This is a genomic window from Pseudomonas fluorescens (genome assembly GCF_902497995.1).
Taxonomy (GTDB): Bacteria; Pseudomonadota; Gammaproteobacteria; order Pseudomonadales; family Pseudomonadaceae; genus Aquipseudomonas; species Aquipseudomonas fluorescens_BK.
The window spans coordinates 1-18,219 of the sequence record NZ_CABVII010000023.1 but is presented as its reverse complement, the minus strand read 5'-3'; the positions used below and the strand labels follow the sequence as shown (position 1 = coordinate 18,219).

The 18,219-nt window shown below is 60.2% G+C and carries 17 protein-coding genes; 9 read left to right on the top strand and 8 right to left on the bottom strand.

What is annotated here, in order from left to right; translation table 11 throughout:
- Complete coding sequence (locus F8N80_RS32015; RefSeq protein WP_318186062.1) at positions 1-1,191, bottom strand: hypothetical protein; 1,191 nt, start codon at positions 1,189-1,191, stop codon at positions 1-3.
- Positions 1,192-1,431: 240 nt separating this feature from the next.
- Here F8N80_RS32015 and F8N80_RS23720 point away from each other — a divergent pair, with 240 nt between their 5' ends.
- Complete coding sequence (locus tag F8N80_RS23720) at positions 1,432-2,472, top strand: Ldh family oxidoreductase (protein ID WP_150784794.1); 1,041 nt, start codon at positions 1,432-1,434, stop codon at positions 2,470-2,472.
- Between the two features lie 193 nt (positions 2,473-2,665).
- On the opposite strand, the gene F8N80_RS23715 is transcribed toward F8N80_RS23720, so the two are convergent.
- Positions 2,666-2,983, bottom strand: a complete 318-nt coding sequence (locus F8N80_RS23715) for a DUF883 family protein (RefSeq protein ID WP_064677549.1) — start codon at positions 2,981-2,983, stop codon at positions 2,666-2,668.
- A 164-nt stretch (positions 2,984-3,147) separates the two neighbouring features.
- Here F8N80_RS23715 and F8N80_RS23710 point away from each other — a divergent pair, with 164 nt between their 5' ends.
- Positions 3,148-3,399: a hypothetical protein gene (locus tag F8N80_RS23710; RefSeq protein ID WP_150748514.1), complete on the top strand. Its 252-nt coding sequence runs from the start codon at positions 3,148-3,150 to the stop codon at positions 3,397-3,399.
- 194 nt (positions 3,400-3,593) lie between these two features.
- Here the strand turns inward: F8N80_RS23710 and F8N80_RS23705 are convergent, their stop codons facing one another.
- Positions 3,594-4,079, bottom strand: a complete 486-nt coding sequence (locus tag F8N80_RS23705; protein ID WP_150784793.1) for an LEA type 2 family protein — start codon at positions 4,077-4,079, stop codon at positions 3,594-3,596.
- Between the two features lie 353 nt (positions 4,080-4,432).
- On the bottom strand, positions 4,433-5,326 hold the full coding sequence (locus F8N80_RS23695) for a LysR family transcriptional regulator (RefSeq protein WP_150784792.1): 894 nt from the start codon (positions 5,324-5,326) through the stop codon (positions 4,433-4,435).
- A 101-nt stretch (positions 5,327-5,427) separates the two neighbouring features.
- Between F8N80_RS23695 and F8N80_RS23690 the strand changes: the two genes are divergently transcribed.
- From F8N80_RS23690 to F8N80_RS23675, 4 genes are all read left to right on the top strand, one after another.
- Positions 5,428-6,519 (top strand): polyamine ABC transporter substrate-binding protein, encoded by a 1,092-nt coding sequence (locus F8N80_RS23690; RefSeq protein WP_150784791.1) that lies wholly within the window; start codon positions 5,428-5,430, stop codon positions 6,517-6,519.
- A 13-nt stretch (positions 6,520-6,532) separates the two neighbouring features.
- Positions 6,533-7,492 (top strand): agmatinase, encoded by a 960-nt coding sequence (gene speB, locus F8N80_RS23685; protein ID WP_150784790.1) that lies wholly within the window; start codon positions 6,533-6,535, stop codon positions 7,490-7,492.
- Positions 7,493-7,679: 187 nt separating this feature from the next.
- Positions 7,680-8,798 carry a cell division protein ZapE gene (gene zapE / locus F8N80_RS23680; RefSeq protein ID WP_150784789.1) on the top strand — a complete coding sequence of 373 codons (1,119 nt, stop codon included), beginning with the start codon at positions 7,680-7,682 and terminating at the stop codon, positions 8,796-8,798.
- 18 nt (positions 8,799-8,816) lie between these two features.
- A complete protein-coding gene (locus F8N80_RS23675) occupies positions 8,817-9,398 on the top strand; it encodes a DinB family protein (RefSeq protein ID WP_150784788.1) in 582 nt (193 codons plus the stop codon).
- A gap of 128 nt (positions 9,399-9,526) precedes the next feature.
- Here the strand turns inward: F8N80_RS23675 and F8N80_RS23670 are convergent, their stop codons facing one another.
- The 4 genes from F8N80_RS23670 to F8N80_RS23655 form a co-directional block, all read right to left on the bottom strand.
- Positions 9,527-9,730, bottom strand: a complete 204-nt coding sequence (locus tag F8N80_RS23670) for a hypothetical protein (protein WP_150748488.1) — start codon at positions 9,728-9,730, stop codon at positions 9,527-9,529.
- Between the two features lie 101 nt (positions 9,731-9,831).
- Positions 9,832-12,069 carry a TonB-dependent siderophore receptor gene (locus F8N80_RS23665; RefSeq protein ID WP_150784787.1) on the bottom strand — a complete coding sequence of 746 codons (2,238 nt, stop codon included), beginning with the start codon at positions 12,067-12,069 and terminating at the stop codon, positions 9,832-9,834.
- Between the two features lie 292 nt (positions 12,070-12,361).
- Positions 12,362-14,107: a phosphoethanolamine transferase CptA gene (locus F8N80_RS23660; protein ID WP_150749125.1), complete on the bottom strand. Its 1,746-nt coding sequence runs from the start codon at positions 14,105-14,107 to the stop codon at positions 12,362-12,364.
- A gap of 200 nt (positions 14,108-14,307) precedes the next feature.
- Positions 14,308-14,490 carry a DUF6026 family protein gene (locus F8N80_RS23655; protein WP_150749126.1) on the bottom strand — a complete coding sequence of 61 codons (183 nt, stop codon included), beginning with the start codon at positions 14,488-14,490 and terminating at the stop codon, positions 14,308-14,310.
- Between the two features lie 271 nt (positions 14,491-14,761).
- On the opposite strand from F8N80_RS23655, the gene gnd reads away from it, so the two are divergent.
- From gnd to F8N80_RS23640, 3 genes are read left to right on the top strand one after another with little or no spacing between them, the layout of a single operon-like run.
- Entirely contained in the window at positions 14,762-15,742 is a 981-nt protein-coding gene (gene gnd, locus F8N80_RS23650) for a phosphogluconate dehydrogenase (NAD(+)-dependent, decarboxylating) (protein ID WP_150784786.1), read from the top strand.
- The gene (gene zwf, locus F8N80_RS23645; RefSeq protein ID WP_150784785.1) at positions 15,739-17,262 is read left to right on the top strand and encodes a glucose-6-phosphate dehydrogenase; all 1,524 of its coding nucleotides are present in this window, start codon (positions 15,739-15,741) and stop codon (positions 17,260-17,262) included. The genes gnd and zwf overlap by 4 nt, the downstream gene beginning before the upstream one ends.
- Entirely contained in the window at positions 17,259-18,080 is an 822-nt protein-coding gene (locus F8N80_RS23640; protein ID WP_150749129.1) for an HAD family hydrolase, read from the top strand. The genes zwf and F8N80_RS23640 overlap by 4 nt, the downstream gene beginning before the upstream one ends.
- Positions 18,081-18,219 lie beyond the last annotated feature (139 nt).

Here is an 18,219-nt window from a genome sequence, read left to right as displayed (position 1 = left end):
TTACTGCAAATCGTCATGGTCCTCAAGTAGCTGCAAACCGCTGGCGGGGGTATAGAGGCAGGCGTGTGGATCAGCAGTCATGAATGATCCCGCCAGTTCGACGAAATTCGCTGCGTACTCCCACAGACGCACCGTTTCGGGAACCAGCGGTGGTTGCGCGGTTGCAGAGGTATTGCAGTCAAATAAAACGTCCAGAGCACGACTTTGTTCGGGGCTGATGATCTCGTCCTGTCGTTTGAACAGGATGTCCGCCCGAGCCTTGTCGCTGATGGCCTGAATAAAAAGCCCATGACGGGTCTGCCCGTCAGGCAGCACTTGATACCAATACGCCTGGAGTTTTTCGCCGAGCAACCGGATCAGCCCGGCGGAGGCGGTCTTGACTGCCTTTTGCCATAGCCCTTTGTCGCGCTCCACCTGGTCCGGATCGTTGGACTTGAGCGTACGGTCCGGGTTACTGAACTCGATGGTCTGGTCCGACGGCCAGCTTTGGTGGCGATAGTGCAGCAGGAGGGCGTCACTGAGCAGCATGGATTTTTCTGATGCCGGATTCTCGCTCGATTGGGGGCCGAAGTTGACCCTGGTCTGGTTTTGCCTCAGCCCTGGAAAGGAGCGGCGCAACAAATCGGCAAGAATCTCATTCAGCAAGCCCGCCAGTGACGGCAGTTCAACTAACTCCACCAGCATTCGCTGTGCGTTTTGTTGCTGATTGTGTTTGATGAGCGTTTCTTGATCCTTGAATACCTCACCCTCGATGACGTCGTGAGTCACTTGGGCGATCGATTCGCCTTCCAGTTCCTTTCGTTGGGCTATTGAGACAAAACGCAACAGTTGCTGCCGATCGGTTTGTCCCTGCAGTCTCAGGATCAGTTCTGCCTTGAGTGATTCGACGTCATCGAACTTCTCGATCCCGCCGTAGGGTGTATACAGAATCGCACCAGCGTCGTCGGGCGTGGACGACAACATGAAACATCCGGCCAAGGGCACCGGCGCCTTGTCCTTCACCTGCAGAGTCAGTCTTTCGGCGGACATGGGGGGCGTCTGCTCTTGTCGAAGCTCATCACTCGCCAGCGCTATATGGCTGAGCCAGCTAAAGTCCTTGCTCGACAGGGAATGGGTTGTTCCGAGTTCCTGGTGCAAACCCGGCTCATTCAGTACTTGCGGAAAAAACAATGGGGAAGGAGAAGTGGTCATGGAGGTCTCGATTAAGATCGCCACATCGGCGAATAATGAATGAGCCTCCAACCTAGGCGATGCCCGCGCGGGCAAGGTGGTAAATAGTTATCGCGCGGTTCGGTGCCGGGTCGGTTACATTGGGCTGGCTGAGCGGCCTTCGATCGAAAGATTGACAGCCGCCTCGGGTCGCGTTGTTTAATCGGTTCGCATATCCCTCGTACGCTGTTGCCCCCTCCAATAATTAGTCTGGAGCTTCAGATGTCTGCGCCACACGATCAAGTGTCTACTGCTGTCTCGCAAAACCTGTCCCTCGAAGCGCTGACGGGCTTGCTTGAGAAGATCTTCCTGCGTCACGGTACTTCGGCGGACGTCGCTCGCGTACTGGCGCAAAACTGCGCCGGCGCCGAACGCGATGGTGCCCATAGCCATGGCGTGTTCCGCATTCCCGGTTATGTGTCGACGCTGCAGAGTGGTTGGGTCAATGGCCAGGCCGTGCCGCTGGTCGAGGATGTGGCCTCGGGTTTCGTCCGGGTCGACGCCGGCAACGGTTTTGCCCAACCGGCCCTCGCAGCGGCACGTGCATTACTGGTAGAAAAGGCCCGCAGTGCCGGCATTGCGGTGCTGGCGATTCGTAATTCCCACCATTTCGCCGCCCTGTGGCCGGATGTCGAACCCTTCGCCTATGAAGGGCTGGTGGCGTTGAGTGTGGTCAACAGCATGACCTGCGTGGTGCCTCACGGTGCCGACCGTCCGCTGTTCGGCACCAACCCGATTGCCTTCGCCGCACCGCGGGCCGATGGCGAGCCGATTGTCTTCGACCTGGAGACCAGCGCCATTGCCCATGGCGATGTGCAGATTGCCGCCCGCAAGGGCGAACGCTTGCCCATGGGCATGGGCGTGGACAGCCTCGGCCAGCCGACCCAGGATCCGAAAGCGATTCTGGAGGGGGGGGCGTTGTTGCCGTTCGGTGGGCACAAGGGCTCGGCACTGTCGATGATGGTGGAGCTGTTGGCGGCGGCGTTGACCGGAGGGAATTTTTCCTTCGAGTTCGATTGGTCGAACCATCCGGGTGCCAGGACGCCCTGGACCGGCCAGTTGCTGATCGTCATCGACCCGAGCAAGGCCGCAGGGCAGAGCTTTGCCGAGCGCAGCCAGGAACTGGTGCGGCAGATGCACGGTGTTGGGCTCAAGCGTTTGCCGGGGGATCGACGCCATCAGCAGCGGGCCAAAGCCGCCACCGACGGCATCCGGCTCGATGCCCGGACGCTGGCGGATTTGCGGGAGTTGGCAGGGCTTTAAGGCGCAAAATTTCTTTGTAGGCGCGAGCGCCCCGACGCTCCGACTTGCCCGCGAGGCGGTTTTGAGATCGCTTTCGCCTGTAGGAGCGAGCTTGCTCGCGATGGTCTAAAGGGCGCCGCGTTTATTCAGAAAAAACGCGTTATCGTTTACGTCCATCGCGAGCAATCGAGCGTCGACCGGCTGCTCCTGCAGCTTACCGTCGACCCAGCAGCAACCCGACCACCAGGCCGAAACCGGCGGAGATGGCCACGGTTTGCCACGGATGACCACCGATGTAGGTCTCGGTGGCTTCGACCGCAGGCAGGGTCCGGTCGCGCACGCTGGTCACCGAGTCCCGCGCCTGCTGGAGTTTCTGGGCGATTTGCCCACGAAGGGTATCCGCTTCCTCACCGACCAGTGAGGCACTGCTTTTGAGCAGTTTTTCCGACTCTTCAATTAGCGCCTGGAGTTCGCTGAACGCTTGATCCTTGATTTGATCTTCGGCGACTTGTGCGGCGGTTTTCCGGGCCATTGAGGTACTCCTTGCAGGTGAATGGACAGTGAACAATGGAGTCTGCGAGCGTGGGAAAAGTTGCAGCGAATTTGTGTGTCGACGTCATCCTGATGAAAAATCCGGCGAAGGAAATTTCTTTGTACGGTGTAAGATGTCGCCTATTTACGCAGCAGGTACTTCCCATGAGCTTCAATCTGGCCGACAGACCCCTTACCGAGCGCGCCGCGCTTGAAGATGAGAAATCCCGTCTGTTCGAGCTCTGGCAAAACAACCTGGGCAAAGCCAAGGGCGAGGCGGCACGGTTGTTTGGCGAACGTGCCAAGCGCAAAGGCAAATGGGCCGAATGGGTGCGTGCCGAACTCGACGGCATGTCGCCACCGGAATTTGCGAACATGGTGCGCAGTGAAGTCAATCGGCTGATGGCGGCTAAATAATCTGAACCCGAGCCTGCTCGCGATAGCGGTAGGACAGTCACCTGGATGCTGAGTGTGCCGACGCCTTCGGGGGCAAGCCCGCTCCCACAGTTGATCGGTATCGTTCGCAAGTTGTGTGACCGACACAGACCCCCTTGTGGGAGCGAGCCTGCTCGCGGATGGGGCACCGTCGGCGGGATGGGGCCCCGCCGGATTTACCGGGGTGTGGCATTCGGCCCCGGCAGACTGAGTTTGCCACTGTCGACAAAACGCAGGGTGCCAAACAAGCCGCCAGCCAATTTGCCGCGCAGCACGTAAGGCACGTTGTTCAGCGTCTGCGTCTGGCTCAGGCCCAGGCCCAGGCCCAATGTCTGGCGCAGCACCGAGAACGCCGAAACGCTCACCGGTATGGTCAGCACGGTGTCGGAAAAGCGCGCAATCGTGCCCGCCTGATCACTGACACCCGAGGCCAGTGGCTGGCCGTTGACCTCCAGGTCCAAGGCCACGCCGTTGTAGTCGATCGCGGTTTCATTGGGATTTTGCACGCGTATTTTCACGGCAAAACGCACTTCCATGTCCTGACTCGGCAGCGGCTCGAAACCGACCACGTTGATGTTCAGTGGATCGCGATTGGGCAGCAGGGCACAGGCGCTCAGGGAGAGCAACAGTAACGAGAAGAATAAAGCGAGGAGTCTGCGCATGAGGGGCTCTCGACAGAAAAAGGGGTCGAACCACCGATGGCTCGATCCTTGAGCTCTATTGAGCAGTTCACCTGTGCGACCACGTTACTGTGAGGGGTTCGCTGCAGACTGTCACTTGTTGATGAGCAACGAGGCCTCGGTTGGCTCTGGCCGGCGTCGTCGGCGCGCACTTCCTGTTCCGGCGCTCTGGCGCGCTGTTGCAAGCGACGTCCAAGGCAGTGCCAGAAGACCGAGGCCCCGCTTTTTTTGTAGGAGCGAAGCTTGCTCGCGAAGACGGCGGCTTAGTCAATATTGATGTCGCCTGACACACCGCTTTCGCGAGCAAGCCCGCTCCCACGGGGTCGTCGCTGTCCTCAGATAAACGCTGCCAGCAGGTCCTCTTCAAACGCCTTCTGCGCATCCCCCGGCGCCTGCGCGCGATGGCGGGCCAGATGAAACGCCACGTCGAAACTCATGTCGTCACGGCGCACGGTCCTGAGCAACCCCTTGTCCTGCCAGCTCCGGGCAAAGTGGCTGGGCAAATAACCGACATGCTTGCCAGAGAGAATGAAGGCAAGGGTTCCTTCGACCTGCTCCGAGCGCGCCGAACACAGCTTGCCCTGAAACGGCTCGTCGCTGCGCAGGAAGCGGTAAGGATGATCGACCCGGTCGCAGGCCTGGAGCGCCTGATCGTCCGGCGCGTCATCCGTGAACAACGGATGGCCGGGGGCGCAATACAAGTGCTGGGTTTCGGTGAACAGTTCGCGGTAGTCAAATGCACTTTGCACCTGTGAGAAATAGCCGATTGCCAGGTCCAGCCGCTGTTGCAGCAGCAAGCGCTCCATTTCGCCGGGCATGGCACTGATCAACTCGATGCGCACCGATTCGTCCCGCTCGCGAAAGCGCCGGATGGCTTCGGCCACCCGTTGCAGTACCGATTGATCGAGCGCCTCGGACAACCCCAACCGTACCTCGCCGATCAATCGACCCGCCACGCCGTTGGATTGATGGCGGAATGCTTCGATGGATTGGAACAACCCTCTCGTCGCCGTCAGCAGTCGTTCGCCCTTGGGCGTGATCTTGAATCCGCCCTTGCCGCGACTGCACAACCGATAGCCGAGCCGGGTTTCAAGTCTGGCCATTTGCTGGCTGATGCTCGACTGGCTCAGGCCCAGTTCGCCCTGGGCCGCGCTGAAACCGCCGTATTCGACCACGCTGACGAACAGCCGCAGCAGGTGCAGATCAAGATCGTGCAGTTGGCCGAGCATCAAACATTACTCCCGGATAAAGTCAGGATAATAATCTTTATATTTTACCAATGTATCCGACGTTGCATCCTGCCACCACTTCCTCTGGTCAGGTGTTCGTCATGGCTCCTTCACTCAAGCAGTGTTTACCTGCGCTGTTCCTCGCCATGGCCGTCTCGGCCCAGGCCGAGGAAAAGACCCTCAATCTCTATAGTTGGGCCGATTACGTAGCGCCGCAAACCTTGCAGCGCTTCGAGCGGGAAACTGGCATCCACGTGCGCTACGACACCTTCGATTCTTCCGAAGTCCTGGAAACCAAATTGCTCACCGGTGGCAGCGGGTACGACGTTGTGGTGCCGTCGTCGAGTGTGCTGGCCCGCGGGCTGGCGGCCGGTGCGCTGAAGGAAATTTCCCACGAGGGCCTCAAGGGCTATGCCAACCTCGACCCGGACTTGCTGGAGAAGCTCGCCGCCGTGGATCCAGGCAACCGCTATGGTGTGCCCTACACCTGGGGCACCCTGGGCTTGGGGATGAATGTCGAAGCGGTGAAGCAGCGTTTGCCGAACGTGCCGCTCGACAGCCTGGACCTGCTGTTCAAGCCGGAATACGCCAGCAAGCTGAAAGACTGCGGTATTGCCATTCTCGACTCGCCCCAGGAAGTGGTCGGTCTGGCCTTGCATTACCTGGGGAAAAATCCCTACAGCACCGACAAGGCCGATCTGTCAGCCGCCGAGGCGTTGTTGCATCAGCTGCAGCCCAATGTGCTGTACGTCGCCACCGGTCGGCAGATCAGCGATCTGGCCAATGGCAGCGTCTGCCTGGCATTGACCTACAACGGTGACGCCAGCATGGCAGCCGATCAGGCGCGCAGGGCCAACAAACCGTTCGAGGTGGCCTACCGGATTCCGAAGGAGGGCACGCTGGTCTGGCAGGACAACCTGGCGATTCCCAAGGATGCGCCTCACCCCGAAGCCGCCCGGGCCTTTATCGAATTCATGTTGCGCCCGGAATCCGTCGCGGCGCTGACCAATACGCTGTTCTTTGCCACGGCCAACCAGGCGGCGACACCGCTGGTGGATCAGGCGGTGCGCAGCGATCCGGACATTTACCCACTGGCCGACGTGCGACAACGGCTGTACGCCGACCGCAGCATGAGCCTCAAGGACATGCGCCAGCGCACTCGCCTGTGGACCACTTTCCGTAGCCGCCAATAATAAGGAGCCTTCAATGGACGTCCCTGTGCAGAACGATCAAGCCCTCACCCGTGACAGCCTTTACGGAACAGCCGCCGAAAGCACCTACGCCGGTATCACCAGTTTCATGCGTCGTCGCTACAGTCGCGACTTGCGCGGTGTCGACGTGGCGGTCAGCGGGGTGCCGTTCGACACGGCGACCAGCAACCGTCCCGGCGCACGCTTCGGACCGCGGGGCATTCGGGCCGCGTCCACCGGGATTGCCTGGGAGCGCCACTGGCCGTGGACGTTCGATCCGTTCGACCATCTGGCGGTGGTCGACTATGGTGATTGCGCCTTCGATTACGGCACGCCGCAGTCGGTGCCGGAAAGTATCGAGGCCCATGCCGAGCACATCCTCAATGCCGGCAGTGCGATGCTGACCTTCGGCGGCGATCACTTCATCACCTATCCGTTGCTCAAGGCTCATGCGCGCAAGCATGGCGCGCTGTCGCTGATCCACTTCGACGCCCATAGCGATACCTGGCCGGACGAAGGTGGCAAGCGTGTCGATCACGGCACCATGTTCTGGCATGCGGCCAGGGAAGGGCTGGTGGATCCTTCGCGCTCGGTGCAGATCGGGTTGCGCACCACCAATGACGATCATCAGGGTTTTGAGGTACTGGATGCGCGGCAAGTGCATCGGCGCGGGGTTGATGCCATTGTCGAGGCGATCCGGGTGCGGGTCGGCGATCACCCGGTCTACCTGACCTTCGACATCGACTGCCTCGACCCGGCCTTCGCTCCGGGCACCGGGACGCCGGTGTGTGGCGGTTTGAGCACGGTGCAGGCGCTGGAAATCCTCGGCGGGCTGCGCGGGATCAACCTGGTGGGGATGGACGTGGTGGAAGTGGCGCCGGCCTATGACAGTGCGGACATCACTTCATTGGCGGCGGCGACCTTGGCGATGGAGATGCTGTGCCTCTATGCGGCCAGACACAAGGTCGACAGGTAACACGCGGTCAAATGTGGGAGCGGGCTTGCTCGCGAAGGGGCCGTGTCAGCTAACATAAATGTCAACTGAGACACCGCTTTCGCGAGCAAGCCCGCTCCCACATTTTGATCTGTGTCAGGTCACTGGATCGGCACCCGGATCGCCCGGCTGGGCATCTCCCTGTAGCGGACGTGGCATACTGCCGCGCATGAATCTCGACTCCCCCCTCCGCGCCTGGCAGCACGCCATCGAACACAAGGGCTTCGTCCAGGACGAAGCCCAGGAACATGCGGTCTGGGCCTTGCAGAAATGCCATGAAGCCCTGCATGAAGGACGCACGCCGATCACCGGCGTCTACCTGTGGGGCCCGGTCGGGCGCGGCAAGACCTGGTTGATGGACCAGTTCTACCAAAGCCTGCAGGTTCCGGCCCGGCGCCAGCACTTTCATCACTTCATGGGTTGGGTGCACCAGCGCTCCTTTCAACTGACCGGCACCGCCGACCCGTTGCAGGCACTGGCCCGTGAACTGAGCCAGGAAGTGCGGGTGTTGTGCTTCGATGAGCTGTTCGTCAATGACATCGGTGACGCGATCATTCTCGGGCGCTTGTTCCAGGTAATGTTCGAGCAGGGCGTGGTGGTGGTCTGCACCTCCAATCAGCCGCCGGACCAGCTCTACGCGGATGGTTTCAATCGCGACCGGTTCATGCCTGCCATCGAGGCGATCAAGCAACACATGCAGGTGATCGAGGTCAATGGCGGCGAAGATCATCGCCTGCACCCGGGCACAGGTTTGCAACGTTACTGGGTCGCAACGCCTGGGCAGACCGACGCCTTGGCGGACGTGTTCAACGCCCTGACCGTCGGCCAGCCGGTATCCCGCGAGCCGATCAAGGTCGGCTACCGTTCTCTCGATGTGGTGCAAGCCAGTGCAACCGTGCTCTGGAGCCGTTACGCCGACCTCTGTGAACAGCCCTTTGCGGCCATGGATTTCATGGCGCTGTGCGACACCTTCAAGGCTATTCTGTTGAGTGAGGTACCCAACCTCAGTGCGCAGAAACGCGCCGCACGCATCGCACGCGGTACCGAAGATGGCGCCCGGCAGGTGGTGGCGGGGGATCGCGAGTTGCCGCAATTATCGGTGCATGACGACGGTGTACGGCGGTTCATCGCTTTGGTGGACGAATGCTACGACCGCAAAGTGCCCCTGTACCTCGAAGCGCAAGTGCCGATGGAATCGCTCTACACCGACGGTTATCTGGAGTTTCCGTTTCGCCGCACCCTCAGCCGTCTACAGGAAATGCAGTTGCAACGTTTCGCCAACGCTTGATATTCGGGAGGCGCGAGGATGAATCAGCCACTGTCTCACCATTTGCTGACCATGGCCTATCAAAACGCCTGGGCCAATCATCGGCTCGCCGGGGCCTGGGGCCAGTTGAGTCTGAAGGAGCTGACGGCGCCCCGGGTCAGTTTCTTCCCCGGCCTGCGCGCGACGCTCAATCATATCCTGACCTGTGACTGGTTTTACGTGGATGCCCTGGAGCGGGAATTGCGCGGCGATGACCCGCATCCCGATTGCAACGTATTTTTCAAGCACGACGAGCCTTGTTCAACGGCCGCCGACCTCAAGCGCGAGCAAGCCCTGGTGGACCGACGGCTGATTGCCTACTGCGAGCAAATGCGTGACGCGGACCTGGGCAAGATCGTGACCATCGCCCGTGACACACCCCAGCATGACAGCCGTTTACGCCTGCTGTCGCATCTGTTCGAGCACCAGCTTCATCATCGCGGGCAGGTTCACTCGATGCTCAGCGGTACCCGGGTCGAGCCGCCGCAACTGGACGAGTTTTTCTGTGCCGGCGAGTCCGGTTTGAGGGCGGCGGATTTTGCCGAACTCGGGTGGACCGAGGCCTTGATCTGGGGGCATTAATCCGGACCAAAGGCGCCCTGAGTCGCTTTTCGTAGGAGCCAGGCTTGCCGGCGAAGGCGTACGTAAAATCGCTTTCGCCGGCAAGCCTGGCTCCTACAGGTGCTATGAGCGATCTGGTTGTCCTGTGGTCATTTAGGCTTGTAGGACTCGGTCATCTGTGCGGTCTGATCGTCCGGGACCCGGACTTCGGAAACGGTGCGCTCCTGGGCCTGCTGTTGGTTGAGCCGCAGGCTGTCGAAGTAATACCGCATCCGTTCTGCCCCACCTTCGGCCAATGCGCTGGCCGAGACGAACGTCATCAGGCCGGCGATGATCAGGGGTGTACGTTTCATGGTGTGCCTCCCATCAGGAATGTCGGGTGCCTTTCGTCCATGCTCCAGTGCAATGTCGAAGGTCATTTATCCGCCAATTCCGTTAAGTGGGCGTTAAAACGCTAGAGTTTCCAGTCCAGGCTCAAGGTGACTGTGCGCGGGTCGCCCCAGAACACGCCGTTATAGAATCCGACGTTGTCGTAATACTGCTTGTCGAACAGGTTATCGACATTCAGCGAAGCGGACAGGTGCCGGTCGAACTCATACCGCGACATCAGTCTGACGACGGTATAAGCCTCCTGACGGATCTTGGCGCTTGCGGTGATCACCTCGCCGTCGGCATTCCGTCCAACCGGGCGACTGGCGGCGCGGAACACGTCGCTTTGCCAGTTCACCGCGCCACCCACCGTCAGGGCCTGCCAGTCGCCGGGCAGGCGATAGGCTGTGGACAGGCGCAACATATTCAGCGGCTGGTTGGTGTTGGCGCGTTTCTTTTCGCCATTGGCCGAGTGGGTGTAGGTGTAGCCGGCCGTCATGTTCCAACCTGTCGACACTTCGCCCGAAACCTCGGCTTCGAAGCCCTGCACCTTGTTGCCTTTGCCACCGGACTTGAAGAACTCCTCGCCGGTCACCGGGTCTGGTGGCACCGAATCGTCGAGTTCCGCGACGTTGTCCTGTTTGCTCCAGAACAACGCGGTGGCCAGGTTGAGACGCTCTTCCAGCAAGCTACCCTTGAGCCCCAGTTCATAGTTGCTGCCCACCACCGGTTCGAGGTATTTGCGATTGGTGTCGCGGTTGGACTGCGGTTTGAAAATGTCGGTGTAGCTGACGTACACGGTGTATTCGGGGGTGAGGTCGTAAAGCAGCCCGGCGTAAGGCGTCCATATGTCGTTGTGTTGCTGGCGGGTGGCATCGACGCTGCTCAGCTGCAGGTTATCGTCGTAGCTGTTGGTCTTGTTCGACGCTTTCCAGCTGCCATAACGACTGCCAAGCACAGCGTGCAGGTCATCCGTCAGACTCAAGCGAGTGGCCAGGTAGCCGGCCTTCTGGCGGGTACTGTCTGTTGAACCTGAAAGGCTGGTGACGGTGTCGGGATACTTGGCGATGTTGCCCATGTATTTCCAGTCGGGAATGCTCAAATAGTCCGGCGCCTGCGGGCCCTTGATCAGGTAGGGGTTTTCTTCACTGCGTTCGGCTTCGCCATAGCCGAGCATCAGCTCGTGCTCCCGTTCGAACAGCGAGTAGGGGCCCGCCACGTTAAAGTCATAAGCCTTCATTTTCTGCGTCCCGATCATGTGGCCCGTGTAGGCGCTCGTGCCACTGCGGTCCTCGTTCGGGAAGCCGTCACCGCCGTAATACAACTTGCCGTCCGTATCGCTTTCGCGGTGGGTGTAGGCCGCTTTGAAGTGCCAGCCGGCGCCCAGTTGTTGGTCCAGCGTGGCGAATGCTGTCTTGTCCTTGATCGGCCAGGAACTCCAGGACGTGGCCATATTGGTGGAGCGTCCCAGGTCCGCTTTGCCGCCGTCAGAGCTCCAGTAGGGCAAGGTGCCATAGGAGGAGCCCTGCACATGTTTGTTCTGATAGTCATAACCCACCGCCAGCACGGTATCGTCGGTCAAATCGGCTTCGAGAATGCCGTACCCGACTTCCCGTTGTTGCTGGTACTTGTCGCGGAACGAACCGCTGTCGCGATAGGCCAGCACGCTGCGCCCGCGCAGGCGGCCGTCAAACGCCAGCGGGCCGCCGACATCCAGGTAGCTGTAATAGTCGTCATAACTGCCGCCACTGACACCGGTCTGCACTTGCCACTGCGCTGTCGGTCGTTTGCGCACCATGTTGATGGTGGCCGACGGGTCACCCGCGCCCGTGGTCAGGCCGGTCGCACCGCGAACCACTTCGATGCGGTCGTAGATGATGGTGTCGGAATCGGACTTCATGTAGCTGAAGGTGTTGAGCATGCCATCGATCTGGAAATTGGTGATCGAGTAGCCGCGAGAGTAGTAGCTGACCCGGTCCGAGTCATTGTGCTGGACCACCACGCCGGTGGTCTGGCTCATGGCTTCGGACAGCGAGCCGAGTTTGAAGTCATCCATCTGCTGACGGGTGATCACGGACACCGATTGCGGCGTTTCCTTGATCGACAGGTTCAGGCGGGTGGCCGTGCTCATGGCGCCGGTGGTGTACGACTCGGTGTTTTCGGTGGTGCTGCCCAGAGTCTGGGCGATGACATTGGTGGCGCCCAGTTCGAGGGTGTGACCGGGCTCTAGGTCGGCGTCGGTTTCAGCCAGCAGATCAGGGCACAGGGCGGCACTGCACAGGCCCAGGGTAAAGGTCATGGAACGGGTGATAGGCGCGAACATCGCAGCCGACTCCTTGTCTTCGAGGGAAAAATTCCGTTTGCTCAAAGACGAAGGGGAGAGCGGGGATTTAGCTTTAAACGAGAATAATTATTATTTTAGGAGTGTGCTGTAAGAACAATTTCGTAGCTGGCTTGTCGGATCGCCGCACCGCAGCGAAGGCGGGCTTGAGCCTTGCACCGCCCATGAAGACGCCTTCGCCGGCAAGCCTGGCTCCTACAGGTTTGGCGTTTCCCACAATTCAGCGGTATGCGGGTGATCCTGTAGGAGCTCGCTTCTACAGGATTGCGCAGGATTACTTCTGCACCACTTCCGGAGCGGCTGGCAACGCCTTGGGCTTGATCAGGCTGAAGTCGATCAATGGCCGCTGCTGACGCTCGTAGGGGTTGCCGATCATCAAGGGCCGGGGCTTGAAGCTGTCGCTGACCAGGCTCTTGCTGTGGTCGAGTTCATCGAAGCTGAGCCCTGCCAGATCCGCCCAGGTATGGATCAGGTGCGAGCTGCTGTACGGTCGCCCCAGATCGCCGGCAAAGTTCCAGTCGTGGTTTTCGCGCCATTTCGGCGAGGCCCAGGCTATGAACGGAATGGTGTACATCGGCGCCGTCGGTTTGCTTTCGTTGCGCCCCAGGGTGCCATGGCCAGGGGAATCGAACACATCTTCGCCATGGTCGGAAAGGTACAGCAGGAACCCGTTCGGATCGGACTTGGCGTAGTCCTTGATCAGGCTCGAGACCACAAAATCGTTGTACCGCACCGCATTGTCGTAGCTGTTGTAGGTCGGCAACTGATCATCGCGCACGCCTTGCGGAACGCCCTGGCGGTCCTTGAACTTGTCGAAGGTCGATGGATAACGGTATTGGTAGCTCATGTGCGTGCCAAGCAAGTGCACGACGATCAGCTTGCGCGGCGCAGCATCGGTCAGGGCCTTGTTGAACGGCGCGATCACATCGCCATCGTACTGGGCGGCGTTCTGGTTGCGGTTGTTGTTCAGGTACACCTGCTCATCGGCCTGCTGGGAGAAGGTCGTCAACATGGTGTTGCGCTTGGTCATGGTCTGCTGGTTGGTGATCCAGAAGGTTTTGTAGCCCGCCTGCTTCATCATGCTCACCAGCGACGGGGTCGACAGGTACAGGTCCGGGTTGTCTTCGTCGGCGAAGGTCAGCACCTGCTGCAGCGCCTCGATGGTGTAGGGACGCGGGGTGATGACGTTATCGAAGACCGCCAGTTGATCCTTGAGCTTGTCCAGCTCCGGCGTGGTGTCCCGAGGGTAACCGTACAGGCTCATGCGCTGACGGTTGGTGGATTCACCGATCACCAGCACCAGCGTCGACGGCTGGTCGGCTGCCGAGTCCTTGAGGTTGTGCAATGGCGGGATCTTGCTCGCGCTGGTGAGCATGTCCTGCATGCCGGCCAGGGTATCGAGGTAGCGGTGATAAGCCACGGCCATCTGCCAGGGCACGGCGGGCTCGATGCGGGTCTCGAATTTCTCGAAACCACTCGCCAGGCTGCCGGTGCGCAGGGTGTGCTTGATCAGTGGATAACCGATCACGGCCACCAGAATCGCCGTTGCAGCGACCAGTGCCTGCCCGCGAGGCATGTGCACCGGACGCAAGCGAGTCCACAGGAACCAGGCGAACAGTGTGTGGGCGAGGAAGGCCGCCACCATCCACCAGGCGAAGTACTGGGTCATGTACTCGCCCGCTTCAGAGATGTTCGACTCGAACATGATGAAGATGACGCTTTGGGAAAATTCCTGCTGGTAGATGAAGAAGTAGCCCAGGCTCGCCATGGAGCAGGCCCACAGCACCACGCCGATCAGCGCGGCCAATACCCGGGTCTGTCTGGGGAACAGCAGCATCGGCGCCAGCCAGATGGCGCTCATGATAAAGGCCTGGCGGAACCCGGTGAAACCGGAGGTGCCCGTCAGCTGGATCAGTAACTGGGTAATGCCGGAAAAATACCAGAAGAACAGAAACAGCCAGAACAATCCTGCCCAATCGAAACCTTTCGCAGACGTAGTGCTGCGTTTAAACAAAGCCATTCAACGCTCCAACCTGAAATCACTGCCTTCACCGGGACGTGAGTATCACCGACGAACGGGGGCCGCGCATATACCGAGCGGCCGAAATGAGCCGGAGTATCAACAAATACGTGTGAAAAAATTGTGATGGGTAGACAGGCCGGGCGGGGGGGAGGCGTATTTGGAAGCAGCAGAAGGCTGCTTCCGGTCAAGCGAAGGGATCAGGCGTGGGGAGCACGCTGTGTGACGGGCCAGGACTGGGCCTGGGCATCTTGTGTGAGCAGGCGCAGTTGCGCGATTTCCTGCCTCAACTGATCGCGCTCGTCTTTCAACTGGCGCAATTCATCGCGACGAATCGTGACGTAAAGGGTTTGTGCTGGCCGTGCTGCTAGTAATGTGCCCATTGCTCACCTCGCAAATGGCTGATTCAACTGTAAATCCGCTCCGACATCGGATGCTGACTCACTATCGGCGCCGATTCTGATTTCTTTTGTCCAGGAATGGAACTTTTTTATTTTTCATGGTCGTTGTGTCTTCGGCACGATTTCTGACGTTATCAGTCTGGATCGGGCACAATGCCCGGAAACTTCGCCTCGCCGCTCTGGACTAACCCACATTAGTCGCGTTGGGCTATAACCTTTGACACACTTTATTTGTAGTAGGGAGCATCAGTACATGCAACTCGGGATTATCGGACTGGGCCGCATGGGCGGCAATATTGCGCGGCGCCTGATGCTCAACGGGCACACCACCGTTGTTTACGACCGCAATACCGCCTTCGTCGAAACCTTGAGCCAGGAGGGCGCCACTGGCGTTGCCGACCTGCCAGCCCTGGTTGCCGGCCTGGCCAAGCCACGGGCAGTCTGGGTCATGTTGCCGGCCGGCGCACCGACCGAAGACACCATCGACACCCTGAGCACTTTGCTCGAAGCCGGCGACACCATCATCGACGGCGGCAACACCTTCTATAAGGACGACATCCGCCGGGCGCAAACCTTGTCGGAAAAAGGCCTGCACTACATCGACGTCGGCACCTCGGGCGGCGTCTGGGGCCTGGAGCGTGGTTACTGCATGATGATCGGCGGCGATACCGAGACCGTCAAGCGTCTGGATCCGCTGTTCGAAAGCCTGGCCCCGGGCCTGGGCGACATTCCGCGGACCAAGGACCGCAAGTCTGATGACGATCGCGCTGAACGTGGTTATATCCACGCAGGTCCTGCCGGTTCAGGGCATTTCGTCAAGATGATCCACAACGGCATCGAATACGGAATGATGCAAGCCTTCGCCGAAGGCTTCGACATCCTCAAGACCAAGTCCAGCACCAATCTGCCGGAAAATCAGCGTTTCGACCTGAACGTCGGCGATATCGCCGAAGTCTGGCGTCGTGGCAGCGTGGTGTCGTCCTGGTTGCTCGACCTGACCGCCGACGCGCTGGCCAGCGATCCGAAACTCGACGGTTATTCCGGTTCGGTCGCTGACAGCGGTGAAGGCCGCTGGACCATCGAAGCGGCCATGGAGCAATCGGTGCCCGTACCGGTGTTGTCGAACTCGCTGTTCTCCCGCTACCGCTCGCGCGGGCAAGGCACCTTTGGCGACAAGATTCTCTCGGCCCAGCGCTTCGGCTTCGGCGGCCATGTGGAGACTGCGAAAAAATGACCCGCTTGATCCGCGATAAATCCAAGGCTGAACCCGCACCACCGACCACGCTGTTCCTGTTCGGTGCCCATGGTGACCTGGTCAAGCGCCTGCTGATGCCGGCGCTGTACAACCTGAGTCGCGACGGTCTGCTCGGTGATGGATTGCGGATCATCGGCGTTGACCACAACGCCATCAGCGATGAGGACTTCGCGAAAAAACTCGAAGACTTCATTCGCGCCGAAGTGGCCTCCAAGGTCGGTAAGGGCGATCAAGCCCTTGATCCGGACTTGTGGGCCAAACTGGCCAAAGGCATCAGCTACGTCCAGGGCGACTTTCTGGACGACAGCACGTATCAAGCGTTGGCGGCGAAAATTGCCGACAGCGGCACTGGCAACGCGGTGTTCTACCTGGCCACCGCTCCGCGCTTTTTCAGTGAAGTGGCGCGCCGTCTCGGCGCTGCCGGTCTGCTGCAGGAAACCCCCGGGGCGTTCAGAAGGGTGGTGATCGAAAAACCCTTCGGCTCCGACCTGCACACTGCCGAAGCCTTGAACGCGTGCCTGCTCAAGGTGATGACGGAAAACCAGATCTACCGGATCGATCACTACCTGGGCAAGGAAACCGTACAGAACATTCTGATCAGCCGGTTCTCCAACAGCCTGTTCGAAGCGTTCTGGAACAATCACTACATCGACCATGTGCAGATCACCGCCGCCGAAACCGTCGGCGTGGAAACCCGTGGCAGTTTTTATGAGCACACCGGCGCCCTGCGGGACATGGTGCCCAATCACCTGTTCCAGTTGTTGGCGATGGTGGCCATGGAGCCCCCGGCAGCCTTTGGCGCCGATGCGGTTCGCGGCGAGAAAGCCAAGGTGGTCGGAGCCATTCGCCCCTGGTCGGTCGAGGAGGCACGGGCCAACTCGGTCCGCGGCCAATACGCGCCCGGTGAAGTCGACGGCAAGCGGTTGCCCGGTTATCGCCAGGAAAACAACGTGGCGCAAGACAGCAACACCGAAACCTACGTGGCTCTCAAGGTCATGATCGACAACTGGCGCTGGGTCGGCGTGCCGTTCTACCTGCGCACCGGCAAGCGCATGAGCGTGCGCGACACCGAGATCGTCATCTGTTTCAAACCGGCGCCTTACGCGCAGTTCCGCGATACCGAGGTCGATGAGCTGCAGCCGACCTACCTGCGGATTCAGATCCAGCCCAACGAAGGCATGTGGTTCGACCTGCTGGCCAAACGGCCTGGCCCTGCGCTGAAGATGGCCAATATCGAACTGGGTTTTGCCTACAAGGATTTCTTCGAAATGCAGCCGTCCACCGGCTATGAGACCCTGATCTACGATTGCCTGACGGGTGATCAGACGCTGTTCCAGCGCGCCGACAACATCGAGAATGGCTGGCGAGCCGTGCAGCCGTTCCTCGATGCCTGGCAGCAGGACGCGAGCGTGCAGGGCTACGCGGCCGGTGAAGACGGGCCGCAGGCCGCAGAAGATCTGCTGACCCGCGACGGTCGCGTCTGGCACGGCCTCGGATGAGTGAGCCGACGCAACAGCCCATCCGTTTTCTGCTCAGTGACATGGACGGCACCTTGCTGCTGCCCGATCACAGCCTCAGCCAGCGCACGATCGAAGCGGTTCGTGCGTTGCGCGAGGCGGGCGTGCTGTTCAGCCTGGCCACCGGCCGGCCGCCGAAAGCCATGCTGCAACAGATCGAAGCCCTGGGCGTCGATCTGCCGACGGCGGCGTTCAATGGCGGTACGATCGTCAACCCCGACGGCAGTTTTCTGGTCGCGCATTACTTGCCGGCCACGGCCGCGTTGACCACCTTGACCCTGTTTGCCGATCTGCCGGATATCGAAGTCTGGGTGTTCAGCGGCGGCGATTGGCTGGTGAAAGACCCGAATGGCCCGATGGTGCCGCGGGAGCAACATGGCTTGGGATATCCGCCGGTGGCGGTGGAGAGTTTCGAGCCGTACCTGGAGCAGATCGACAAGATTGTCGCGGCCAGTAACAACACTGAACTGCTGATCGAACTGGAAGCGCAATTACTGCCCAAGGTCGAGGGGCAGGCCCAGGTCTCGCGGTCGCAACCGGTGTACCTGGACGTGACCGCGATGCTGGCGAACAAGGGAGAAGCGTTGGCGACACTGGCCGTGCATCTTGGTGTGCCACTTGAACAGACGGCAGCCCTGGGCGACGGCGGCAATGACCCGGCGATGTTTCATCGCGCCGGGTTGTCGATCGCCATGGGGCAGGCGGAAGAGGCGGTGAGGCGTCAGGCGCATGTGGTCACGGGGACCAATACCGAAGACGGTGCGGCGCAGGCGATCGAGCGCTACATCCTCCCTCGCTAACGACACAAAACCACTGTGGGAGATTCTATGGTTGAGGGGAAGCCTCAACCTGCTTTCGGTTGGTATTCGCTCTGCCCTTTCAGTAGGGCGAATACGATTCGAGCGAGTTTGCGAGCCAGTATCACCAGTGCTTGCGTGG